The sequence below is a fragment of the Citrobacter sp. Cpo012 genome, from assembly GCF_030333015.1.
Classification (GTDB): Bacteria; Pseudomonadota; Gammaproteobacteria; order Enterobacterales; family Enterobacteriaceae; genus Citrobacter; species Citrobacter portucalensis.
In genome coordinates this window covers 142,550-166,055 of record NZ_JAOWGR010000041.1, presented here as the reverse complement: position 1 = coordinate 166,055, position 23,506 = coordinate 142,550, and the positions used below count along the sequence as shown (strand labels likewise).

General features: G+C 54.5%; 21 protein-coding genes. 11 read left to right on the top strand and 10 right to left on the bottom strand.

Annotation, left to right across the window (positions count from 1 at the left end; translation table 11 throughout):
• Positions 1-22: 22 nt before the first annotated feature.
• Complete coding sequence (gene prlC / locus OGX90_RS16990) at positions 23-2,065, top strand: oligopeptidase A (RefSeq protein ID WP_060682916.1); 2,043 nt, start codon at positions 23-25, stop codon at positions 2,063-2,065.
• 134 nt (positions 2,066-2,199) lie between these two features.
• The gene (rsmJ, locus tag OGX90_RS16985) at positions 2,200-2,949 is read left to right on the top strand and encodes a 16S rRNA (guanine(1516)-N(2))-methyltransferase RsmJ (RefSeq protein ID WP_003827462.1); all 750 of its coding nucleotides are present in this window, start codon (positions 2,200-2,202) and stop codon (positions 2,947-2,949) included.
• A 378-nt stretch (positions 2,950-3,327) separates the two neighbouring features.
• Here rsmJ and OGX90_RS16980 read toward each other — a convergent pair whose 3' ends face one another.
• Complete coding sequence (locus OGX90_RS16980; RefSeq protein WP_128316465.1) at positions 3,328-4,527, bottom strand: NAD(P)/FAD-dependent oxidoreductase; 1,200 nt, start codon at positions 4,525-4,527, stop codon at positions 3,328-3,330.
• A gap of 232 nt (positions 4,528-4,759) precedes the next feature.
• Here OGX90_RS16980 and OGX90_RS16975 point away from each other — a divergent pair, with 232 nt between their 5' ends.
• Positions 4,760-5,263, top strand: a complete 504-nt coding sequence (locus OGX90_RS16975) for an RrF2 family transcriptional regulator (RefSeq protein ID WP_003023361.1) — start codon at positions 4,760-4,762, stop codon at positions 5,261-5,263.
• Between the two features lie 87 nt (positions 5,264-5,350).
• Here OGX90_RS16975 and dtpB read toward each other — a convergent pair whose 3' ends face one another.
• Positions 5,351-6,823, bottom strand: a complete 1,473-nt coding sequence (gene dtpB / locus OGX90_RS16970) for a dipeptide/tripeptide permease DtpB (RefSeq protein WP_286624346.1) — start codon at positions 6,821-6,823, stop codon at positions 5,351-5,353.
• A 281-nt stretch (positions 6,824-7,104) separates the two neighbouring features.
• Positions 7,105-7,542 (bottom strand): universal stress protein UspA, encoded by a 438-nt coding sequence (uspA, locus tag OGX90_RS16965; protein WP_003023368.1) that lies wholly within the window; start codon positions 7,540-7,542, stop codon positions 7,105-7,107.
• A gap of 392 nt (positions 7,543-7,934) precedes the next feature.
• Here uspA and uspB point away from each other — a divergent pair, with 392 nt between their 5' ends.
• Positions 7,935-8,270 (top strand): universal stress protein UspB, encoded by a 336-nt coding sequence (gene uspB, locus OGX90_RS16960; protein ID WP_003023371.1) that lies wholly within the window; start codon positions 7,935-7,937, stop codon positions 8,268-8,270.
• 64 nt (positions 8,271-8,334) lie between these two features.
• Here uspB and pitA read toward each other — a convergent pair whose 3' ends face one another.
• Positions 8,335-9,834, bottom strand: coding sequence for an inorganic phosphate transporter PitA (gene pitA, locus OGX90_RS16955; protein ID WP_003827471.1), 1,500 nt, complete (start codon positions 9,832-9,834; stop codon positions 8,335-8,337).
• A gap of 229 nt (positions 9,835-10,063) precedes the next feature.
• On the opposite strand from pitA, the gene OGX90_RS16950 reads away from it, so the two are divergent.
• The 4 genes from OGX90_RS16950 (at position 10,064) to OGX90_RS16935 (ending at position 16,596) form a co-directional block, all read left to right on the top strand.
• Entirely contained in the window at positions 10,064-11,257 is a 1,194-nt protein-coding gene (locus OGX90_RS16950; RefSeq protein WP_008786394.1) for a BaiN/RdsA family NAD(P)/FAD-dependent oxidoreductase, read from the top strand.
• Between the two features lie 403 nt (positions 11,258-11,660).
• Positions 11,661-12,728 carry an HlyD family secretion protein gene (locus OGX90_RS16945; protein ID WP_003827499.1) on the top strand — a complete coding sequence of 356 codons (1,068 nt, stop codon included), beginning with the start codon at positions 11,661-11,663 and terminating at the stop codon, positions 12,726-12,728.
• Positions 12,725-15,472, top strand: coding sequence for a ribosome-associated ATPase/putative transporter RbbA (gene rbbA, locus OGX90_RS16940; protein WP_103284611.1), 2,748 nt, complete (start codon positions 12,725-12,727; stop codon positions 15,470-15,472). Before OGX90_RS16945 ends, rbbA begins: the two co-directional genes overlap by 4 nt.
• Positions 15,472-16,596, top strand: coding sequence for an ABC transporter permease (locus OGX90_RS16935; RefSeq protein WP_020996068.1), 1,125 nt, complete (start codon positions 15,472-15,474; stop codon positions 16,594-16,596). The genes rbbA and OGX90_RS16935 overlap by 1 nt, the downstream gene beginning before the upstream one ends.
• 104 nt (positions 16,597-16,700) lie before the next feature.
• Here OGX90_RS16935 and nikR read toward each other — a convergent pair whose 3' ends face one another.
• Entirely contained in the window at positions 16,701-17,102 is a 402-nt protein-coding gene (gene nikR / locus OGX90_RS16930; RefSeq protein ID WP_003827507.1) for a nickel-responsive transcriptional regulator NikR, read from the bottom strand.
• A 91-nt stretch (positions 17,103-17,193) separates the two neighbouring features.
• Positions 17,194-18,054: a LysR family transcriptional regulator gene (locus OGX90_RS16920; protein ID WP_234691903.1), complete on the bottom strand. Its 861-nt coding sequence runs from the start codon at positions 18,052-18,054 to the stop codon at positions 17,194-17,196.
• A 99-nt stretch (positions 18,055-18,153) separates the two neighbouring features.
• On the opposite strand from OGX90_RS16920, the gene OGX90_RS16915 reads away from it, so the two are divergent.
• Positions 18,154-18,660: a phenolic acid decarboxylase gene (locus OGX90_RS16915; RefSeq protein WP_234691902.1), complete on the top strand. Its 507-nt coding sequence runs from the start codon at positions 18,154-18,156 to the stop codon at positions 18,658-18,660.
• Here OGX90_RS16915 and acpT read toward each other — a convergent pair.
• On the bottom strand, positions 18,652-19,242 hold the full coding sequence (acpT, locus tag OGX90_RS16910; RefSeq protein WP_137378278.1) for a 4'-phosphopantetheinyl transferase AcpT: 591 nt from the start codon (positions 19,240-19,242) through the stop codon (positions 18,652-18,654). The two genes, OGX90_RS16915 and acpT, sit on opposite strands and share 9 nt — an antisense overlap.
• A 62-nt stretch (positions 19,243-19,304) precedes the next feature.
• A complete protein-coding gene (locus tag OGX90_RS16905; RefSeq protein ID WP_079934309.1) occupies positions 19,305-20,354 on the bottom strand; it encodes an AI-2E family transporter in 1,050 nt (349 codons plus the stop codon).
• Positions 20,355-20,487: 133 nt separating this feature from the next.
• Here OGX90_RS16905 and OGX90_RS16900 point away from each other — a divergent pair, with 133 nt between their 5' ends.
• Positions 20,488-21,705: an MFS transporter gene (locus OGX90_RS16900; RefSeq protein ID WP_003827545.1), complete on the top strand. Its 1,218-nt coding sequence runs from the start codon at positions 20,488-20,490 to the stop codon at positions 21,703-21,705.
• Between the two features lie 3 nt (positions 21,706-21,708).
• Here OGX90_RS16900 and OGX90_RS16895 read toward each other — a convergent pair whose 3' ends face one another.
• Positions 21,709-22,266, bottom strand: a complete 558-nt coding sequence (locus OGX90_RS16895; RefSeq protein ID WP_003827547.1) for a DcrB family lipoprotein — start codon at positions 22,264-22,266, stop codon at positions 21,709-21,711.
• A 72-nt stretch (positions 22,267-22,338) separates the two neighbouring features.
• Positions 22,339-23,004, bottom strand: a complete 666-nt coding sequence (locus tag OGX90_RS16890; RefSeq protein ID WP_003827549.1) for a 7-cyano-7-deazaguanine/7-aminomethyl-7-deazaguanine transporter — start codon at positions 23,002-23,004, stop codon at positions 22,339-22,341.
• A gap of 168 nt (positions 23,005-23,172) precedes the next feature.
• Here OGX90_RS16890 and tusA point away from each other — a divergent pair, with 168 nt between their 5' ends.
• The gene (tusA, locus tag OGX90_RS16885) at positions 23,173-23,418 is read left to right on the top strand and encodes a sulfurtransferase TusA (RefSeq protein WP_003827551.1); all 246 of its coding nucleotides are present in this window, start codon (positions 23,173-23,175) and stop codon (positions 23,416-23,418) included.
• The last annotated feature ends 88 nt before the right edge of the window (positions 23,419-23,506 follow it).

Here is a 23,506-nt window from a genome sequence, read left to right as displayed (position 1 = left end):
TCTTTTCAACAGGACCGCGCTAATGACCAATCCATTGCTGACTCCCTTCGAACTGCCGCCGTTTTCTAAAATTCAGCCAGAGCACGTTGTGCCTGCCGTCACTAAGGCGCTGAACGATTGCCGTGAAAATGTTGAGCGAGTGGTTGCGCAGGGCGCGCCGTACACCTGGGAAAATCTCTGCCAGCCGTTGGCGGAAGTCGACGATGTGCTGGGGCGTATTTTCTCTCCGGTTAGCCACCTGAATTCGGTGAAAAACAGCCCGGAACTGCGTGAAGCCTACGAACAAACGCTGCCGCTGCTGTCTGAATACAGTACCTGGGTTGGACAACATGAAGGCCTGTACAAAGCGTACCGCGACCTGCGTGATGGCGATCATTACGCCACCCTGAACACCGCACAGAAAAAAGCGGTTGATAACGCGCTGCGCGATTTTGAGCTTTCTGGTATTGGTCTGCCGAAGGAAAAACAGCAGCGCTATGGTGAGATTGCCACCCGCCTGTCTGAGCTCGGCAACCTGTACAGCAATAACGTCCTCGATGCTACGATGGGCTGGACCAAGCTGGTGACCGACGAAGCGGAACTTGCCGGGATGCCGGAAAGCGCGCTGGCCGCCGCAAAAGCGCAGGCTGAAGCCAAAGAGCAGGAAGGCTATCTGTTAACCCTGGATATCCCAAGCTACCTGCCGGTGATGACCTACTGTGATAACCAGGGGCTGCGTGAAGAGATGTATCGTGCATACTCCACGCGCGCATCTGACCAGGGGCCAAACGCGGGCAAATGGGACAACAGCCCGATAATGGAAGAGATCCTCGCGCTGCGCCACGAACTGGCACAACTGCTGGGCTTTGAGAGCTACGCCTTTAAATCTCTGGCTACCAAAATGGCGGAGAACCCGCAGCAGGTACTCGACTTCCTGACTGACCTGGCGAAACGTGCCCGTCCGCAGGGTGAGAAAGAGCTGGCTCAGCTGCGCGCCTTCGCGAAAGCGGAATTTGGTGTTGATGAGCTACAGCCGTGGGATATCGCTTACTACAGCGAGAAACAAAAACAGCACCTCTACAGCATCAGCGACGAGCAGCTGCGTCCTTACTTCCCGGAAAACAAAGCCGTTAACGGTCTGTTTGAAGTGGTTAAACGTATTTATGGCATCACCGCCAAAGAGCGCACCGATGTTGACGTCTGGCATCCGGAAGTTCGTTTCTTCGAGCTGTACGACGAAAACAACGAGCTGCGCGGCAGCTTCTATCTTGATCTGTATGCCCGTGAACATAAACGCGGTGGGGCGTGGATGGACGACTGTGTCGGCCAGATGCGCAAGACAGACGGCACATTGCAAAAGCCGGTCGCTTACCTGACCTGTAACTTTAACCGTCCGGTGAACGGTAAACCTGCGCTGTTTACCCACGATGAAGTGATCACCCTGTTCCACGAGTTCGGCCACGGTCTGCACCATATGCTGACCCGTGTCGAAACCGCGGGCGTTTCCGGTATCAACGGTGTGCCATGGGATGCGGTCGAACTGCCGAGCCAGTTTATGGAGAACTGGTGTTGGGAGCCGGAAGCGTTGGCGTTTATCTCTGGTCACTTTGAGACCGGTGAGCCGCTGCCGAAGGAACTGCTGGATAAAATGCTGGCGGCGAAAAACTACCAGGCAGCGCTGTTTATTCTGCGTCAACTGGAGTTCGGTCTGTTTGATTTCCGTCTGCACGCGGAGTTTAACCCGCAGCAAGGGGCTAAAATCCTCGAGACGCTGGCGGAAATTAAAAAACAGGTCGCCGTGGTGCCGGGCCCAACGTGGGGCCGCTTCCCGCATGCCTTCAGCCACATTTTTGCTGGTGGCTACGCAGCGGGTTACTACAGCTATCTGTGGGCAGACGTACTGGCGGCAGATGCCTTCTCTCGCTTCGAAGATGAAGGGATTTTCAACCGTCAAACCGGACAATCGTTCCTCGATAACATCCTCACCCGTGGTGGTTCTGAAGAGCCGATGGAACTGTTCAAGCGCTTCCGTGGCCGCGAGCCACAGCTGGATGCAATGCTGGAGCATTACGGGATCAAAGGCTGATTTACCCGTCATACTTCAAGCTGCCTCTTCGGCAACTGCGCTCACTCACCCTGGTCACGTACTATTTGTACGTTCCCAGGGATTCCTTCACTTGTTGTCTTGATGCAACTCGAATTATTTAGGGTAAAGCGGAATTGAAAATCTGCTTAGTAGATGAAACAGGCGCCGGAGACGGCGCCTTATCTGTTCTTGCCGCCCGCTGGGGACTGGAACACGATGAAGATAACCTGATGGCGCTGGTGATGACGCCGGAACATCTGGAACTGCGCAAACGTGATGAACCCAAACTCGGCGGTATCTTCGTGGATTTCGTGGGCGGTGCGATGGCCCATCGGCGCAAATTTGGCGGTGGACGCGGTGAAGCGGTGGCGAAGGCGGTTGGCATTAAAGGCGATTACCTGCCGGATGTGGTCGATGCGACAGCTGGGCTGGGGCGCGATGCGTTTGTACTGGCCTCGGTAGGCTGCCGCGTACGAATGCTGGAACGTAATCCGGTAGTGGCGGCGCTGCTTGATGATGGCCTGGCGCGCGGCTATGCCGACCCGGAAATCGGTCCGTGGCTGCAGGAACGTTTACAGCTGATCCATGCGTCGAGTCTGACGGCGTTAACCGATATCACGCCGCGCCCGCAGGTGGTGTACCTCGATCCGATGTTTCCACATAAGCAGAAAAGCGCGCTGGTGAAAAAAGAAATGCGGGTGTTTCAGTCGCTGGTGGGGCCGGATTTAGATGCGGATGGGCTGCTGGAGCCTGCGCGTCAGTTGGCCACCAAACGTGTGGTGGTGAAGCGCCCAGACTATGCGCCGCCGCTGGCGGATGTCGCCACGCCGAACGCGGTTGTGACGAAAGGGCATCGGTTTGATATCTACGCTGGGACAGCATAGTTTGTAGATCTGTGCGCTGTGCTGCCTGATGCGCTGTGCTTATCAGGCCTACGGCAGCGTGTGGTTTGTAGGCCGGATAAGGCGTTTGCCGCATCCGGCTTGGTGCGCTGTGCTGCCTGATGCGCTGCGCTTATCAGGCCTACGGCAGCGTGTGGTTTGTAGGCCGGATAAGGCGTTAGCCGCATCCGGCTTGGTGCGCTGTGCTGCCTGATGTGCTGCGCTTATCAGGCCTACGGCAGCGTGTCTTTGTAGGCCGGATAAGGCGTTAGCCGCATCCGGATTGGTGCGCTGTGCTGCCTGATGCGCTGTGCTTATCAGGCCTACGACAGCGTGTCTTTGTAGGCCGGATAAGGCGTTAGCCGCATCCGGCATAACCTATTAAACAAACGGTGCCAGCGGGTCGGCAATCTCAAATGCTACTGCTCGGTCTGCTTTCGGTGGGTAAATCAGCTCGCTGACAATCGACACCTTCAGCTTCTTCGCTTCTGCGCGCGTCAGTTTCACCTGCTGATCCCATCCTTCGCTATACACCGCACCCCAGGCACCAAGATCCAGGCAGGTGACGTAGTTTTCCTGACGATATGGCAATGGCGTTACGTCCAACAGGTCCGCCGCGGCGTTATTACCGGCAAATTTACCCAACAAAATCGCGTGCTGACAGGTCATTAACGCATGGTTGCCTTTGTCGTCGGTGGCGGCATAGGCCACATCGCCAGTGGCGTAGATATCATCGTGACCCACAACCTGCAGATTGGCATTCACATGCAGACGGCCCTGCCGATCGCGCGGGGCGTTAATCTGTGCTGCCAGGCTATTAGCCTGCACGCCGACGGTCCAGATAACCGTCTGAGAGGCAATCACCTGCCCATCTTTCAGCGTGACGCCGGAGGCATCCACGCACTCTACTTCCGCATTGACCAGCCACTCGACGCCTAGTTCAGCAGAGGCTTCGATAATCACGTCACGTAATTCCTGGCTCCAGCGTCCTCCTGGTTGAGCACCGCGTTCAACTACGACAACTCTGGTCTTAGCATCAGCGCCCAATATTTCGCGCAAACGACCCGGTAATTCCAGCGCCATCTCTATCCCGGTGAAACCACCACCACAGACCACCACGGTATTACGAGCCTCACTTTCCGGTTGTAATGCCAGATTATTAATGTGCTGCTCCAGTACGGCGGCGCTCTCGAGTTGGTCGAGGTCAAACGCGTGCTCGGCGGCACCGGCGACGGCGTCGCGGTTTACGTGACTTCCGCTGGCGAGCACCAGGCGGTCATAGCGACGCAGATGAGTGTCACCGTTGGCATCTTTCCAGCTCACCTCTTTAGAGTCCGGGAGGATTTGCTCGACGTGACCTTGCAGGAAGTTGACGCCGGTAACGTCAAACAACGGTTGCAGTGGTGCGACCAGCGTATGAACGGCGCTTTCATAAAAGCGTGGGCGGACACGCAGCTCCGGCTGTGGCGCAATTACTGTAATATCAATTGCCTGCTGATGTTTATCCGCCAGTCGTGCGGCGCTTAATGCTGCCCACATACCGGCAAAGCCGGCGCCCACGATCAGAATTTGTTTACGCATTGGGGTTTTCTCACTGGTGACTACGAATTGTTTACTCGGATTTTATTTGTCGTAGTTGTGAATTGCAATGCGATCGAGCTCCTTTTTGCCTTAAAGGGTGGTGTCTCTTGATTATCTGTTTGATAAATATGTATTTAAATTTGTTTTGTGAAAAGGGGTCACTTTGCTGTCTGGAATGAATGAGATGAAAAAGCTACAATAAACTCAGATTCATTTTGGCTGAGATAAGAAAATGGCATTCTACAGTTCGGGAGTTGAGTACGGCATTCATAGCCTGATGTGTATGGTCGACAGTAAGGGCGACGCGCGGGATATGAGCGTGCGGGAAATAGCCGAACTGCAAAGCGTACCGTATGACTATCTGGCAAAAATTTTCACCCGTCTGTCCAAAGCGGGTCTGGTGCGCAGCATTGAAGGCAAAGGTGGCGGTTTCCAGTTAGCTAAACCCGCTGAACACATCACGGTGCTGGATGTGGTGAATGCTATTGATGGCGATAAGCGCATCTTTGAATGTCGTGAAATTCGCCAGCGGCTGGCGGTATTTGAGGAACATCCACCGGAGTGGGCCTGTGAAGGCATTTGTGGCGTGCGTTCGGTAATGGACATGGCCCAGCAGCGAATGGAAGAAGCGCTCGGTCAGCATACGATTCTGGACTTGGCGCGCAAAATGTACCGTAAAGCGCCGGACACTTTTGTGGTGGAAGTGCAGGAGTGGATAGACGCGCGTAAAGGGTAGTGAGTGAAAATGCCCGATAGCGCAAGGCGACCGGGCATGTTGAATGTAGACCGGATAGGGGCAATAGCCGCCATCCGGCACTGAAGGTTATTGCTCGGTGCTCGGCGTATTAATCATGCGGTTCAGCCATGGCACCATAATCGCCATAACAACCGTTACGGCCAGGGTGACAAGGCCAATCTTACTGAAGACGTTGGTATAGATAGGCAGCGTTTGCAGCGGGTCGGTGATGTTCTCTGGTACGGCGGTGAACGTGGCGACATAACCCCCCATCAGGAAGGCCGCGGCCTGCGTCAGGAACCACATCCCAAGAATGAAGCCCATCAGGTGTTGTGGCACGAGAGCGGCGACCATAGCCAGTCCCAGGGCGCTAATCAGCAGTTCACCCAGGCTCTGGAACAGATACACCAGCACGATAAACCACGGCGACGTCAGCCCCTGTGCATCGGCAAACCACATCCCGGCAGCGGTGGCCGTCAGGAAGCCCAATGAGCACAGGAACATACCGAGCGTAAATTTCATCGGCATGGTCAGATCTTTGCCTTTGTTGCCCAGACGGGTATAGATTGCGGCCAGTACCGGACTCGCCAGTACCACCCAGAACGGGTTCAGCGCCTGGAAGCTCACCGGGTTGATGGCGAAACCAAGAATTTCATGGTGTACGTTATTGATCGCAAAGAAGTTTAGCGATGTCGGCATCTGCGCGTACAGCACGTAGAACACCACCGCTTCCAGCATCAGGATAAAGGCCACGAACATCTTGTTGCGCCCGGTTTTATCCAGTTTGAATGCCTGACGGAAGAAGATGATGGTCACGGCAATCGACAGGACGATCAGCACCAGGTTGGCAATCTGCACGTTGTGCATCAGCCAAGCGCAGATAAATACCATCACTACCGTACCGGCCAACACGTACAGCAGGTTACGGAAGTTCAGTGGCTTATGGTCTGGCTCAGAGCCGATATTTTTCACCATTCCGCGGCAGGCAAAGTATACCAACAGCGCGACGATTAGTCCGGCTCCGCACAGGTTGTAAGTCACAGCGTAGCCAAACTTATCGGCAATCACCGGCGCCAGCGACAGTGACAGTAGCGAACCGATGTTAATCGACATATAAAACAGGGTGAAAGCACCGTCCAGACGGGCGTCTTTCGGGGGATAACATTTTGACAGCAGGCTTGCCGGGTTGGCTTTAAATAGCCCGTTACCAACGGCAATGGTACCCAAAGCAATAAAGATCAGATCCGGCTTAAGCAGCGACATCCCGGTCATGAAGTAGCCGATTGCCAGCACAATGGCACCGAGTACCAGCGTGCGCTTGGTGCCTAACAGATGGTCGCCGACGTAGCCGCCGATCGAGATCAGACCGTAAACCAGTGCGGCAAAGGCACCAAAGGTGACAAATGCCTGTTCTTGTGAAAATCCGAGCTGCTTAACAAAAAATACCGCCAGGATGCCCTGTACGCCGTAATAGCCAAATCGTTCCCATAATTCCACAAAGAAGATCATGAAGAACGGACGAGGTTGCTGCAGCAAGCCCGTAGGTGCAGTTTTATTCATATTCCATCGCCTTTCAAAGCCATCCCGAAAAGTATGAACGCGTATGCTTAAACGCGCCGAAAAAGTCTTATTTTTTTATAGACTGCGGTTATTGGCCGCAAGGGTAGAGTATTATAGAGATAGTTTTCGATCCAATTAGTTGATCACACTAATTATGATTTGTTTGTTGGATTGATGTACTAATTGTGACCGAATGATAAAAACAAAAACGCCCGCGAAGGCGGGCGTTTACAGGCTTAACGACTTGCAGTGGGCCGGGTTAACTTCCGGCGGCAAGCATTTTATGCTTCTTCGTCGTCACGCAGCGGAACAATCAACATGTCGACGTGGACGGTGTTGATCAGTTGGCGCGCGGAGGACATCAGTTTGCTCCAGAAATCCTGGTGGTGACCACAGACGACCAGATCCATGTCGTATTTTTTGATGGCATCAACCAGAACCTGACCCAGGTCGCCGCTACCGCTCAGGGTTTCGGTGATAGGGTAGCCTGCATTGGTGGACAGCTCGGTTAACGCGTGGTGGGTTTCTTCAGAAATGCGTTTCTGCATGTCGCCCAGATTCACGTCGATGAGCCCGGTGTACAGGTCGGAATAGTTTACGTCAACGTGGATAAGGGAGACTTTAGCATTGTAAGGTCGCGCCATAGAAACCGCTTTTTCAACCAGAACTTTGCTTTCCGGAGAAAGATCAACCGCGATAAGAATGTGTTTATAAGCCATAGTGTTACTCCTTCCATAAGTTGTCGATGACTAGCCTGCTGGCGTTATATGCCGCCGCGTCATCCGCGTCCTGCGAACCTTGTGCGCGGGGCTAGCCCAGTCGTAAAAACGTACCATATAAGGACTATCCTTACATTATAGCGACCAGGATAATCCGTCAATCCGCCTTGCTTGCCAAATAGTTAAACAAATTTTTTAGTTAATTGCATTGATAGCGATTAACCTTATGGCAAAAAAATTAACTAATCTCCTACACTATCTAAAGAGGCGTTCGGATGCGTGATACTAACACGAACGGTTTCGGCTGCACTCTTCATTGAATGGTTTGGCAGGGTATCGGGGAGCGGTAGTCCCGGAAAGGAGTTCCGTGGGCGGGTCGCCGGGGAGGAGGTATGATAAGCACCATTGCATTATTCTGGGCTTTATGTGTCGTTTGCATTGTTAATATGGCGCGCTATTTTTCTTCGCTACGCGCACTGTTAGTGGTACTTCGTGGTTGCGATCCATTACTTTACCAGTATGTAGATGGAGGGGGCTTTTTTACCTCGCATGGGCAACCGAACAAGCAGATGCGTCTGGTGTGGTATATCTACGCTCAGCGTTACCGCGATCATCATGATGATGAATTTATTCGCCGCTGTGAGCGGGTTCGCGGTCAGTTCATTCTCACCAGCGCGCTATGCGGCCTGGTGCTAATCAGCATGGTTGCGCTGATTATCTGGCACTGATGCCAACAACAGATACAAAAAAAGCGGGTCAGCTTCCTGACCCGCTTTTTTACCGTGCATTCGCTTAGATAAGCTTCAGGGAGAGCCAGTACAGCACCCCGGAAAGAATAATCGCAGCTGGCAGGGTGAAGACCCAGGCCATCAGAATGCTGGTTACCGTTTTACGCTGCAATCCGCCGCCATCAACAACCATCGTCCCCGCAACGGAAGAGGAGAGAACGTGGGTGGTGGAAACGGGCATACCGGTGTAGCTGGCGAGACCGATAGAGACTGCGGCGGTCATCTGAGCCGACATCCCCTGGGCATAAGTCATGCCTTTCTTACCGATTTTCTCGCCGATGGTGGTGGCAACGCGACGCCAGCCAATCATCGTACCAATACCCAGCGCCAATGCGACGGCCATAATGATCCAGATAGGCGCGTACTCAATGGTGCTCAGCATGTCAGCTTTCAGTTTTTTCAGCAGACGCTGATCGTCAGCGCTTACGCCAGGCAGCTTAACCACTTTATCGGTGGTATCAGAGATGCACAGCATAATACGGCGCAGTTGACCACGCTGTTCGACGCTTAATTTGTCGTAGGTTTCCAGGTTCGCCAGCATACCTTTCGCACGTTCCAGCGCGTTGATGGTATTCGCCGGGTGGCAATGGAACTCTGTCGTCGTCGCGGGTGCCGCGTCCGTCGGGGACGGAATCAGCTGGTCTACGCCTGTGGCCTGTTTAAGCAGGTCAGGGCGCTGCTGGAAGAAGACTTCGACGTTATTGATTGCATCACGGGTACGGGTAATCTCGTAACCGGAAGCATTCATATTCACCACGAAGCCTGCAGGCGCTACGCCAATCAGCACCAGCATCACCAGACCAATGCCTTTCTGCCCGTCGTTAGCGCCATGAGAGAACGCTACGCCGATAGCGGAGAGGATCAGTGCGATACGGGTCCAGAACGGCGGCTTTTTCTTGCCATCTTTCTTTTCACGTTCTGCTGGCGTCAGGTGGATACGGGCACGTTTTTTTGTACCGCTCCAGTAACGACGCAGAATGAAAATAAGACCGCCTGCAACCACCAGACCAACAATTGGCGAGATGATAAGCGAAGCAAAAATACCGATAACTTTCGGAATGTTAAGTGCGTCCACCACCGAGGTGCCGGTCATCAGTGCATTGGTTAAACCAATACCGATAATGGCGCCAATCAGCGTGTGGGAGCTGGATGCAGGTAAACCAAAGTACCAGGTACCCAGGTTCCAGATAATTGCCGCCAGCAGCATGGAGAACACCATGGCAAGGCCATGTGACGATCCCATATTAAGCAGCAGATCCGTTGGTAGCATATGCACGATGGCATACGCCACGCTGAGACCACCCAGCAAAACACCAAAGAAGTTGAACAACGCAGCCATGACCACCGCCAATTGCGAACGCATTGCACGGGTATAGATCACGGTTGCGACAGCATTGGCTGTGTCATGGAAGCCGTTAATTGCTTCGTAGAACAGCACAAAAGCCAGAGCAAGCAATAGTAAAAGCCCGGTATGTAAATCCAGGCCAGCAAACAAATGTAGCATAGGACGTTACGCCATTTTGAGGACATGAACGCGGCGCATTATCAGTGACTTTGGCGGCGCGGGCAAAGTGAAATATAGAGTTTTTTTGATTTGTCTCCTGCTTTGTTTTACACCACTAAAGAATTATCCTATATATTTCAGTTAAATACCCTTTATCGGTAGTTTGGTGCTGGTGCGACCACTGAGGAATCTTTACAATTCACACCCGCTTTTTAGAGAGGATCGCAACGTGGAAAGGTTTGATACCGTTATTATAGGCGCTGGCGCAGCGGGTATGTTTTGTGCCGCGCAGGCAGGACAAGCAGGTAGTCGAGTACTGCTTATTGATAATGGTAAAAAGCCAGGACGCAAGATTCTCATGTCTGGCGGGGGACGCTGCAACTTTACCAATCTTTATGTCGAACCGGCCGCCTATTTGAGCCAAAACCCCCATTTTTGCAAATCGGCACTGGCACGCTATACGCAGTGGGATTTTATCGACCTGGTGGGCAAACACGGTATTGCCTGGCACGAAAAAACGCTGGGTCAGCTGTTCTGCGATGATTCCGCTCAGCAAATTGTCGATATGCTGGTAGACGAGTGTGAAAAAGGTAACGTAACTATGCGGTTACGGAGCGAAGTCCTGAGCGTGGTGCAGGATGATGAAGGTTTCACCCTCGAACTGAACGGCATGACGGTCGGCACGAAAAAACTGGTTATCGCTTCCGGTGGGCTTTCGATGCCGGGTCTGGGGGCAACGCCTTTTGGTTATAAAATTGCCGAACAGTTCGGACTGAAGGTGTTGCCAACGCGCGCGGGACTGGTGCCCTTTACATTGCATAAGCCACTGCTGGAGCAGCTTCAGGTGCTCTCTGGCGTGTCGGTCTCCTCCGTTATCACTGCCGAGGATGGCACCGTATTTCGCGAAAATCTGCTCTTTACACACCGAGGACTTTCGGGCCCAGCTGTTTTGCAGATTTCCAGTTTTTGGCAGCCAGGCGAATTTGTCAGCATTAATTTGTTGCCGGATGTTGACCTTGCGAGCTTCCTCGACGAACAACGTAGCGCACACCCTAACCAGAGCTTAAAGAACACCTTAGCAATGCAGTTGCCAAAGCGTCTGGTGGAATGCCTGCAGCAGTTAGGGCAAATTCCTGACGTGTCTCTGAAGCAGCTTAACGTGCGCGATCAACAGACGCTGGTTGAAACGCTGACCGAGTGGCGGGTGCAGCCGAACGGTACGGAAGGGTATCGTACCGCTGAAGTCACGTTGGGCGGCGTTGATACCAACGAGCTGTCATCGCGCACGATGGAAGCCCGCAAAGTGCCAGGGCTCTACTTTATCGGCGAAGTGATGGACGTCACCGGCTGGTTGGGAGGCTATAACTTCCAGTGGGCATGGTCGAGCGCCTGGGCATGCGCGCAGGATTTGGTGTCTGAATAAGCGAAGACGATACGTTGAGCGTGGACCCGCTGCGTTTTACATAAAGCTCACTTGTGAAATTTGCCCGGTAAATGGATTGCCGGGCACGGTTTTTTGCCTGCAACATACCTGCTACAACCGAATAGACATATTGAATCCAGGTGTTAGTATTCAATAGACAGCAGTAATGAGTATGCGTGTTTCATTTCCGGCCAGGAACGCTGATGATGACAACATTACTACCCGATATCACAGCATTTTCATCATTCACTTCCTTCGCGGCGCAGGTTGCTTACATGCCTGTCTGCTCTCTGGCCATTGTTTCTCATTCCTTCTTATCCCGGATGGAATCTCCCGCTGAATAGCTGTTCAGTGGGCTTTGTGACACGCATCGTTTGATAACAGGGATTACGGCGGGTCGAATATGGATAAGTTTAAACGTCATATGATGTGGTGGGTGGCGGGCATTCTGGTCGTGGTGGCCGCGATAGCCTGGTGGATGCTGCGCCCTGCGGGAATACCGGAGGGGTTTGCAGCCAGCAATGGCAGAATTGAAGCTACCGAAGTGGATATTGCCACCAAGATTGCCGGGCGAATTGACACGATCCTCGTGTCGGAAGGGCAGTTCGTTCGCCAGGGCGAAGTGCTGGCGAAAATGGATACCCGCGTGCTGCAGGAGCAGCGGCTGGAAGCGGTAGCCCAAATCAAAGAGGCCGAAAGTGCGGTGGCGGCAGCGCGGGCGTTGTTAGAGCAGCGGCAAAGTGAAATGCGCGCCGCGCAGTCGGTGGTAAAACAGCGTGAGGCGGAACTGCAGTCGGTCTCTAAACGTCACGTGCGTTCCCGTTCGCTATCCCAGCGAGGGGCGGTGTCCGAGCAACAACTGGATGACGATCGGGCCGCGGCAGAAAGCGCACGTGCCGCGCTGGAGTCGGCAAAGGCGCAGGTCTCTGCGGCCAAAGCGGCAATTGAAGCCGCTCGTACCAGCATCATTCAGGCGCAAACCCGCGTAGAAGCCGCGCAGGCTACCGAACGTCGTATTGCGGCTGATATTGATGACAGCGAGTTGAAAGCCCCGCGCGATGGCCGCGTACAGTACCGCGTAGCTGAACCGGGCGAGGTGCTTTCCGCAGGCGGTCGCGTGCTGAATATGGTCGATCTCAGCGATGTCTACATGACGTTCTTCTTGCCAACCGAACAGGCTGGTTTACTGAAGATTGGCGGAGAAGCGCGGCTGGTGCTGGATGCTGCGCCGGATCTGCGTATTCCGGCGACCATCAGCTTTGTGGCTAGCGTCGCGCAGTTCACGCCGAAAACGGTCGAAACCAGCGATGAACGGCTGAAACTGATGTTTCGCGTCAAAGCGCGTATCCCGCCAGAGCTGTTACAGCAGCATTTGGAGTACGTGAAAACCGGTCTGCCGGGCATGGCGTGGGTGCGTGTTGATGAAAGTCGCGCCTGGCCTGACGACCTGGTGGTGAGGTTGCCGCAATGACGCATCTGGCGCTGGTTCCCGTTCCTCCCGTGGCGCACCTTGACGGCGTGAGTCAGCATTACGGGAAAACGGTAGCGCTGAACAATATCACGCTGGATATCCCTGCCCGCTGTATGGTGGGGCTGATTGGCCCGGACGGCGTCGGAAAATCGAGCCTGCTATCGCTCATCTCCGGCGCACGGGTTATTGAACACGGCAACGTGATGGTGCTGGGCGGCGATATGCGCGACCCAAAACATCGCCGGGATGTCTGCCCGCGCATTGCCTGGATGCCGCAGGGGCTGGGGAAAAACCTGTATCACACGCTGTCGGTATATGAGAACGTCGATTTCTTTGCCCGCCTGTTTGGGCATGACAAAGCGGAGCGTGAGGCGCGGATTACCGAGCTGCTGAATAGCACCGGACTGGCACCGTTTCGCGACCGTCCTGCCGGGAAGCTCTCGGGCGGGATGAAGCAAAAGCTGGGGCTGTGCTGCGCGTTAATCCACGACCCGGAACTGTTAATTCTCGATGAACCCACCACCGGGGTCGACCCGCTGTCCCGCGCCCAGTTCTGGGATCTGATTAACAGCATTCGCCAGCGGCAGACCAACATGAGCGTGCTGGTTGCGACCGCTTATATGGAAGAAGCCGAGCGCTTTGACTGGCTGGTGGCGATGAACGCCGGGGAGGTGTTAGCTACCGGGAGCGCGCAGCAGCTACGTGAGCAAACCAACAGCAACACGCTGGAGCAGGCGTTTATCGCGCTGTTACCTGAAGCCCAGCGCCAGGCGCATAAACCGGTAGTGATCCCGCCGTATCACGCTGAGCAGGAAGAGATTGCCATCGAGGCGAAAAACCTGACCATGCGCTTCGGTAAATTTGTGGCGGTGGACCACGTTAACTTCCGCATTCCGCGCGGGGAAATCTTCGGTTTTCTCGGCTCCAACGGCTGCGGTAAATCCACCACCATGAAAATGCTCACCGGACTGCTGCCCGCAAGCGAAGGCGAGGCGTGGCTGTTTGGACAAGCGGTTGATCCGAAGAATATCGATACCCGCCGCCGGGTAGGCTATATGTCGCAGGCATTTTCGCTCTACAGCGAGCTGACCGTCCGGCAAAACCTCGAACTACATGCGCGGCTGTTCCATATCCCCGAAGCAGAAATCCCTGGGCGGGTGCAGGAGATGAGTGAGCGCTTTTCGCTGACCGATGTCGAAGATGCGCTGCCCGGTGCGCTGCCGTTGGGGATCCGTCAACGCCTGTCGCTGGCGGTGGCGGTGATCCATCGCCCGGAGATGCTCATCCTTGATGAACCGACCTCCGGGGTCGATCCGGTAGCGAGGGATATGTTCTGGCAACTGATGGTTGATCTGTCGCGCCAGGACAAAGTGACCATTTTTATCTCCACCCACTTTATGAACGAAGCGGAGCGCTGCGACCGCATGTCGCTGATGCACGCCGGAAAAGTACTGGCCAGCGGTACGCCGCAGGAGCTGGTGAAACAGCGTGGAGCTGCCAGTCTGGAAGAGGCGTTTATCTCCTGGTTGCAGGAAGCGGCAGGCCCGGCGCCGGAAGCTCAGTTAGCGCCAGCCAATGTCCAGACAGTGCATGAAAACAGTAAGCCGCCGCGGCAAGGCTTTAGCCTGCGGCGCTTGTTCAGCTACAGCCGTCGTGAAGCGCTGGAGCTGCGACGTGACCCGGTACGTTCAACGCTGGCGCTGATGGGCACAGTGATCCTGATGCTTATCATGGGCTACGGCATCAGCATGGATGTGGAAAACCTGCGTTTTTCGGTGCTCGACCGCGACCAGACCGTCAGCAGCCAGGCGTGGACGCTGAATCTGGCGGGATCGCGCTATTTTATCGAACAACCGCCGCTCACCAGTTATGACGAGCTGGACAAACGGATGCGTTCAGGTGAAGTTGCGGTAGCAATTGAAATTCCGCCAAATTTTGGCCGCGATATCGCGCGTGGAACGCCGGTGAAGATTGGCGTCTGGGTCGATGGCGCAATGCCAAGCCGCGCTGAAACGGTCAGGGGTTACGTGCAGGCGATGCACCAGACCTGGCTGCAGGATGTGATGGCGCGCCAGCCAAATGCCAGCGGGCAAAACGGGCTGATGACCATTGAAACTCGCTATCGTTACAACCCGGATGTGAAGAGTCTACCGGCGATTGTTCCGGCAGTGATCCCACTGCTGTTGATGATGATCCCTTCCATGCTCAGCGCCCTCAGCGTGGTGCGTGAGAAAGAGCTGGGGTCGATTATCAATCTGTACGTTACGCCCACGACCCGCAGCGAGTTTTTACTCGGCAAACAGTTGCCGTACATCGTGCTGGGCATGCTGAATTTCCTGCTGTTGTGCGCGCTGTCGGTGTTTGTATTCGGCGTTCCGCATAAGGGGAGCTTTGTGACCCTGACGCTGGCTGCGCTGCTGTACGTCACCATTGCCACCGGGCTGGGGCTGTTAATCTCCACGTTTATGAAAAGCCAGATCGCGGCCATTTTTGGTACGGCGATTATTACGCTGATCCCGGCGACGCAGTTTTCCGGAATGATCGATCCAGTTGCCTCGCTGGAAGGGCCGGGTCGGTGGATTGGTGAAATTTATCCGACCAGCCATTTTCTGACCATCGCGCGTGGAACGTTCTCTAAAGCGTTGGATCTGACCGATCTCTGGCAGCTGTTTATTCCGCTGGCGGTAGCCATTCCGGTGGTGATTGGTCTGAGCGTATTACTGCTGAAAAAACAGGAGGGGTGATGCGCCGATTACGCAATATTTATAACCTCGGCATCAAAGAGTTGCGCAGCCTGCTGGGTGACAAAGCGATGCTGACGCTGATCGTCTTCGCCTTCACGATTTCGGTTTATTCTTCCGCGACCGTCCTGCCGGGTTCGCTGCATCTGGCACCGATTGCTATTGCCGATATGGACCAGTCGCAGTTGTCGAATCGGATTGTGAACAGCTTTTATCGCCCGTGGTTTTTACCGCCGGAGATGATCACTGCCGATGAAATGGATGCCGGGCTGGACGCCGGGCGCTATACCTTCGCCGTAAACATTCCGCCTGATTTTCAGCGTGATGTGCTGGCCGGACGACAACCGGATATACAGGTTAACGTCGATGCCACGCGCATGAGCCAGGCGTTTACCGGCAACAGCTATATCCAGAATATCATCAGCGGCGAGGTGAACAGCTTTGTGGCGCGTTACCGCGATAACAATGAGCCGCCGGTGGCGCTGGAAATGCGCATGCGCTTTAACCCTAATCTGGAACCCGCCCGCTTTGGCGCGGTGATGGCGATTATCAACAACATCACTATGTTGGCGATTGTGCTGACCGGTTCGGCGTTGATCCGCGAACGCGAGCACGGGACCATTGAACATCTGCTGGTGATGCCGGTGACGCCGTTTGAGATCATGATGGCAAAAATCTGGTCGATGGGGTTGGTGGTGCTGGTGGTTTCCGGTCTGTCGCTGATGCTGATGGTAAAAGGCGTGCTCGGGGTGCCGATTGAAGGTTCGATACCGTTGTTTATGCTGGGCGTGGCGCTGAGCCTGTTCGCCACCACCTCGATCGGCATTTTTATGGGCACGCTAGCGCGCTCCATGCCGCAGCTGGGGCTGCTGATGATTCTGGTGCTGCTGCCGTTACAGATGCTTTCAGGTGGCTCCACACCGCGTGAAAGCATGCCGCAGGCGGTGCAGGACATTATGCTGACCATGCCGACTACCCATTTCGTCAGTCTCGCGCAGGCGATACTTTATCGCGGAGCCGGGTTTAGCATTGTCTGGCCGCAGTTTCTGACGCTGCTGGCGATTGGCAGCGCGTTCTTCCTGATAGCACTGCTGCGTTTCAGAAAGACGATTGGTACGATGGCGTAATCATTATTGCCGGGGGTGCTTCGCTTGCCTGGCCTACAAACGGTAACGGACGTAGGCCGGATAAGGCGTAGCCGCCATCCGGCATCCCGCAACGAAACAGGCAATTACTCTTCTTTCGGCAGGCACTGTAGATGGCCGTGGCGCACGCCGCGCTGGGAAATCACGTCATCGGCAAAATGCTGTACATCGCCCATGTCGCCTTTTAGCACGGCGATTTCCAGGCAGTCGTCATGGTTGATGTGCACGTGCAGCGTGGCGACCGATAAATCGTGGTGGTGGTGTTGGGTAGAAACAATACGGCTGGCCAGATCACGCTTCTCATGCTCATAAACATACGAGAGCACCGCGAAGCCCTGAGTGCCGTGTTCAAGGGTAGTTTCCTGCGCCAGTGCGCCACGCAGAATATCGCGGATCGCTTCGGAACGGTTGTTGTAGCCACGGCGCTGACTCAGGCCGTCGAGCGTTTCCAGTAAATCGTCATCGAGGGTAATGGTGACTCGTTGCATCTGCAGTTAACCTTTCATGTGGCGCGTTGGCGCACAGGGAGTAAGGGGAATAGCGTATTTTGTAACACACGTCCGGCATCCGGGGAAAAGGTTAATGCTCTCGCAATAAACGCAGCAGAGTACTGACCTGTTCATCCAGCGGGGCAAGCGTATCTTTAACGATCAGATGCAAAGGCGTGGCGCGGCGAGCACCATGGCTTAACGGCAGTGGGCGTAAAAGCCCCTGATCAAGTTGCGTCTGAATACGTTCCTCGGGCAGCCAGCCGTAACCGACCTGATACATCACCGCATCAATCGCGGCATCAATGGTCGAGAAGGTCCAGGCATCGCGCACCGGTTGTTGTGGGTTGTCGCGATCGGCAATGCGAATCAGCGGCCAGGCGCGTAATGCGTCTTCATTCAGCGGCGCATCCAGCATGCAGAGTGGGTGATCGCGGTGGGCCACGGCCACGAAGTCAATATTCATCAGCCATTCGCCGCGTCCGGTGACATCCTGACGCCGGGTCAGGACCATTACGTCCGCATCGGCATGTGCTGCCAGTCGAGAATCACCATTCTCCAGGACTTCGGTCAGACGCACCTGCGTTTGCGGCCAGGCCTGCTGAAACTGTTTGAGAATGGCAAACAGGCGTTTGCGTGGGAAGATACTATCTACCATCAAATCCAGACGCGTTCGCGTACCGTTTTGTAACGTTGCGGCCCGGGTTTCCACCCATAAAAAGGCCTTCAGTAACGGTTTGACCTGATTGAGCAATAGCTCTCCGGCCGGGGTCAGGACAGCCCTGCGGCCTTCCGGGGTCAGCAGCGTTACGCCAAGTCGCTCCTGTAACAGTGCCAGATTATAGCTTACCGAAGACTGGCTACGGTTGGTCTCTTCCGCCGCTTTAGCGAAGCTGCCCAGCTCCACCACTTTCTCCAATAGGGCCCACTGCTCGAGGGTTGTTTTGTGCATAACTCATCTAATAATTGAATGAATTTGATGAAAACATAGCATTATTCATCCAATTTTTGAAGCGTTAAGATCCTCGCATCAAGTAAGAGGAGAACGAATATGAGCGCGTTTGATAAACATGATTTAAGCGGATTTGTCGGCAAACATCTGGTCTATACCTACGATAATGGCTGGAATTACGAGATCTACGTGAAAAACGACACTACGCTGGATTACCGCATTCACAGCGGTATTGTGGGGAATCGTTGGGTGAAAGATCAGCGGGCCTATATTGTGCGGGTGGGGGAGAGCGTTTATAAAATTTCGTGGACCGAACCGACCGGGACCGACGTCAGTCTGATCGTAAACCTGGGTGACAAACTCTTTCACGGCACCATCTTTTTCCCTCGCTGGGTGATCAATAATCCGGAAAAAACGGTCTGCTTCCAGAATGACCATATTCCGCTGATGATGTCGTACCGCGATGCCGGCCCGGCGTATCCCACCGAGGTGATTGATGAGTTCGCGACCATCACTTTCGTACGTGACTGCGGCGTGAACAATGATGACGTTATTGCCTGTGCGGCGAGCGAACTGCCGAAAAACTTCCCGGAAAATTTACGCTAAGGCTTCTAATCGCTGCACGGCGTCTGCGGTCAGGGTAAACGGCGTGGGGGTGCACACCGCCAGGCTCAGGGTATCGAGCTGGCACTGGCTGACGGAGAGTGAGGAAGTTAACGCGGTACTGTCGACGCTGACGATTTGCCAGGCGCTACCGCCGCGCTGTTTCACGATAGCTTCTTTACGCGTCCAGATGCGCCAGAACGCCGCCAGCTGTTGCTCCGGGCGTTCGGCCTCGACTTCGGCATGTTCACCAAGACTGAATACCGTATTTGCCAGCGTTTGCCAGTTATCGCGCGGGCGAACGACTTCTATATCGCAGCCGACTTCCCCTTCGTCGCTGAGCAGCAGGGCGATATCATCACCGCTGTGGCTGAGATTGAACCACAGCGGCGTGTCAGCAGAAAAGGCCGGTTTTCCTTGCTCGCCATAGATGATGTCCGGTAATGGCGAAAGGGCATGGGAAAGCAGCACGCGACCGGCCAGCCAGCGCGCACGGTGAGCACCTTGCGGCGCTTGCTCACTCAGTGCGGCAGGCAGTGCACCAGCGCTTAAAACAGAAACTTTCCCAAGAACGATCCGGTACATATTAGGGCTAACCTTTAGTAATAATGGGGTTGTGTATCATTCTTCACATGCTGTTTGCAAGTTTATCCCGGTAATCGGCTTTTGGGCCTGCCGGGCCCCAGCAAAATTGCCAGTTTGCTGCCGCCTTTGGTGGTTTCCATCCAGATTTTACACACGCTGGTTAACGGCACGGAGAGCAACATGCCGACCGGACCGAGCAGCCATCCCCATACCAACAGAGAGAGGAAGACGATTAGCGTCGATAATCCCAGCCGATGCCCCATCATTCGGGGTTCGAGAATATTGCCAATCACCATATGCACCACCAGAAACAGTGCGCCAACCAACAGACATTCGTAAATGCCATTAAAAAGCAGTGCCTGGATCATGGGCGGGACGGCGGAAATGACCGAGCCAATGTTGGGCACGTAGTTTAACAGGAATGCCAGTACGCCCCACATCAGAGCAAACTGAATCCCCATCAGTGCCAGTCCCAGCCAGATTATGGCACCGGTCCATAAGCTGAGCAGCGTTTTCAGCGCCAGATAGTGTGACACACCCTTCAGCGCTCGATGTAGCCCCGCAATGTGGATTTGCGGATTATTCAACGCAAAACGCATCTTATAGGGGACATGACGCACCTCAAACAGCATAAAAACTACCGTCATCACCAGCAGAAAGACGCTGGCCATGGCACCAGAAAGACTCGTCATCAGCGTGGTTGTGAAGGTCATCAGCTTGTCAGAGTCCATGCGTTGCAGTATACGTTCCGGGGACATATGCAGATTCAGAAAAGGCACCATCTCTTGCAAATACAGAACCTTGCGCGTTAGCTCCTTATTGTATTTTGGCAGCAGGTCCATGAATTCAGTGATTGACGACGCCAGCACGCCAACCAACGCCGTAAGAACGATCAGCATCACAACCACGACTAAGGTAATAGCGATTGGGCGACCGACTCCCCGGCGGATAAACCAGGTGACCAGTGGATTCAATACAATGGCAAAAAAGAGGGCCAGCAGCAGCTGCACAATGATATCTGCCGCAGCATGGATACCTGCGAGGATCACCACCAGAGCGGCCAGTTTGAGCAAAATGTGCAAACCCGTTTTATCGGGCTGGGTGGTTATCATGTCTTCTTCCTGTTTGCGTTTTTGCATTAAGTGTAGCGGCTGGCTTGCGACTGATATTCCTAAACTGGCTACTGATTTCTGCTCTGCAACATGGTAGAAATGAAACACTGTTGTGAAAACGTGGTGACCCTCCATGCCCGAACCCGTCGCTGAACCGACGCTTAGCGGTTTACGCCTGAACCTGCGAATTGTTTCTGTGGTGATGTTTAACTTCGCCAGCTACCTGACCATCGGCCTGCCGCTCGCGGTGTTGCCTGGCTACGTCCATGATGTAATGGGATTTAGCGCTTTCTGGGCTGGGCTGGTCATCAGCCTGCAATATTTCGCTACGCTGCTGAGCCGTCCGCATGCCGGTCGCTATGCCGATCTGCTGGGGCCAAAGAAGATTGTGGTATTTGGGCTGTGCGGCTGCTTTTTAAGTGGCCTGGGCTATTTACTGGCGGGATCAACGAACGGCTGGCCGTTGGCCAGTCTGCTGCTGCTATGTCTGGGGCGCGTGATTCTCGGGATCGGGCAAAGCTTTGCCGGGACCGGCTCTACGCTGTGGGGCGTGGGGGTGGTTGGCTCAATGCACATCGGACGGGTGATTTCCTGGAATGGTATCGTGACCTATGGCGCGATGGCGATAGGCGCGCCGCTGGGTGTTCTGTTTTATGCCTGGGGTGGCTTACAGGGGCTGGCACTGACCGTGATGGGCGTGGCACTGTTGGCAATCCTGCTGGCGCTCCCTCGTCCGGCGGTAAAGGCCAGCAAAGGCAAACCGTTGCCATTTCGCGCGGTGCTTGGGCGCGTCTGGTTGTATGGTATGGCGCTGGCCCTGGCCTCCGCCGGATTTGGGGTAATCGCTACCTTCATTACCTTGTTCTATGATGCCAAAGGCTGGGATGGCGCCGCATTCGCGCTGACGCTTTTTAGCTGCACGTTTGTCGGTACTCGTTTGTTGTTCCCAAATGGCATCAACCGTTTAGGCGGGCTGAATGTGGCGATGATCTGCTTTAGCGTCGAGATTGTCGGGCTGTTACTGGTCGGGATGGCTTCGATGCCGTGGATGGCGAAAATCGGCGTTCTGCTGGCCGGGGCTGGGTTCTCACTGGTTTTCCCGGCGCTGGGCGTGGTGGCGGTAAAAGCCGTTCCTCAGCAAAATCAGGGTGCTGCGCTGGCGACCTACACGGTGTTTATGGATTTATCGCTGGGGGTTACCGGGCCGCTGGCCGGGCTGGTCATGACGTGGGCGGGTGTGCCGGTTATCTATCTGGCAGCGGCAGGGCTGGTAGCGGTGGCGTTATTGCTGACCTGGCGGTTAAAAAAACGGCCTCAGGTGGTGTCACCGGAGGCCGCGTCATCGTCTTAACCGTTACTGGATAACCAGCGTGTTAATGATGTTTTCTGCGGTAGTCTGCGCTTTTTGCTGATCGTCAGCAGGCAGCGTGATTTGCAGCGTCAGCAGTTGGTTGTCCACTTTACCCAACACCACGGAAGAGTATGCGGTCTGGCCTTTGGCCGAGATGATGCTGTCTAACTGCTGCAGCGTGTGGCCTTTCAGCTCAATAGATTTATTGGTGACGACCTGCAGCTGCGGATCACGGCTACGCTGCTGATCTTCCAGACGTTTTGCCAGCACGGCCAGATCTTCGTTGGTGTTGTCGCCAACAATCACAATCACCGCTTTCTGGCCGGTTGCGTCAGAATATACGTGCATATTGTTCGCCTGGGTGCCCAGCTTGCCGCTCTGATCGGTCATATCCGCTGGCAGGGAAAAACTGAGTTTGCCGTCCAGCAGGCTGACCGGTTGTCCGGTGGCGTTACTTTCTGCGGCAGCACCCTCGGCTGGCGCTTTTGTATCGCTATTATCACAGGCCGCAAGCCCCATAACCAGCAGGCCAATACCGACATATTTAACCAGATTGCGCATTGACTTCTTCCTTTCGATAAACGGCCATAACGGCTCATTCGTCCATCTTATCACAACTCGGAAAATGAACCTTTAACTCGTCTGCAATGCAGAGATTTCAGATTTATCTGCCAGCCTTTTCAGTAACATATTCAGCAACACGCCATACATTGGCAGGAAGAAAATAATGCTGATCAGCACTTTGAAGCAGTAATCGACCAGTGCGATTTCCATCCAGTGCTCGGCCATAAAGGCATCCGGGCTACGCCAGAAAGCGATAAAGAAGAAGGCCAACGTATCGCTGATATTGCCAAACAGCGTGGACGCCGTCGGTGCCAGCCACCAGCGACGGTTTTGACGCAGGCGGTTAAAGACATGCACATCCAGAATTTGTCCCAGCGCGTAGGCCATAAAGCTGGCGGCGGCGATACGGGCGACAAACAGGTTAAAGTGCAGCAGTGCGCCGAATCCTTGCCACGATCCCATATAGAACAGTGATGAAACGACATAGGAGATCAGCAGCGCGGGGATCATAACCGCAAAGATGATACGTCGAGCCAGCGGCGCGCCAAAAATACGCACGGTCAGGTCGGTCGCGAGGAAAATAAACGGAAAGCTAAACGCGCCCCATGTGGTATGGAAACCAAAAATGGAGATTGGAAGCTGCACCAGATAGTTGCTGGAGGTGATCACCAGCAGATGAAATAGCGATAGCCAGAACAACGCTTTTACGCGCTGAGTTTGTGTAAACGGAGTCATATTGTGACCTTTTTGTTGGATGGGGTGAGGGAACCCAATAAAAAACCGTCGCATGATACTGCTTTAAGAGCACATTGCAATGGTTGTTTTTCACGCAATCGTTAACCTGATTGGCTTACGCCACAACAGAGCGTAAAATAACGCCGTTTTTGTATGAATGAGACGACGATGAGCGACCTGTTTACTTCCCCCGACCATACTCTTGATGCCCAGGGGCTGCGCTGCCCGGAACCGGTAATGATGGTACGTAAAACCGTACGCGGCATGCAGGCCGGTGAAACGCTGCTGATTGTCGCCGACGATCCGGCAACAACCCGCGATATTCCTGGCTTCTGTACCTTTATGGAACATGAGCTGGTGGCCAAAGAGACCGACTCGCTGCCGTACCGCTATCTGGTGCGCAAAGGCCAGTAATCTTGTTATGCCGGATGGCGCTAACGCTTCTCCGGCCTATAAAGACTGAGTAATCTGTAGGCCTGATAAGCGAAGCGCCATCAGGCGA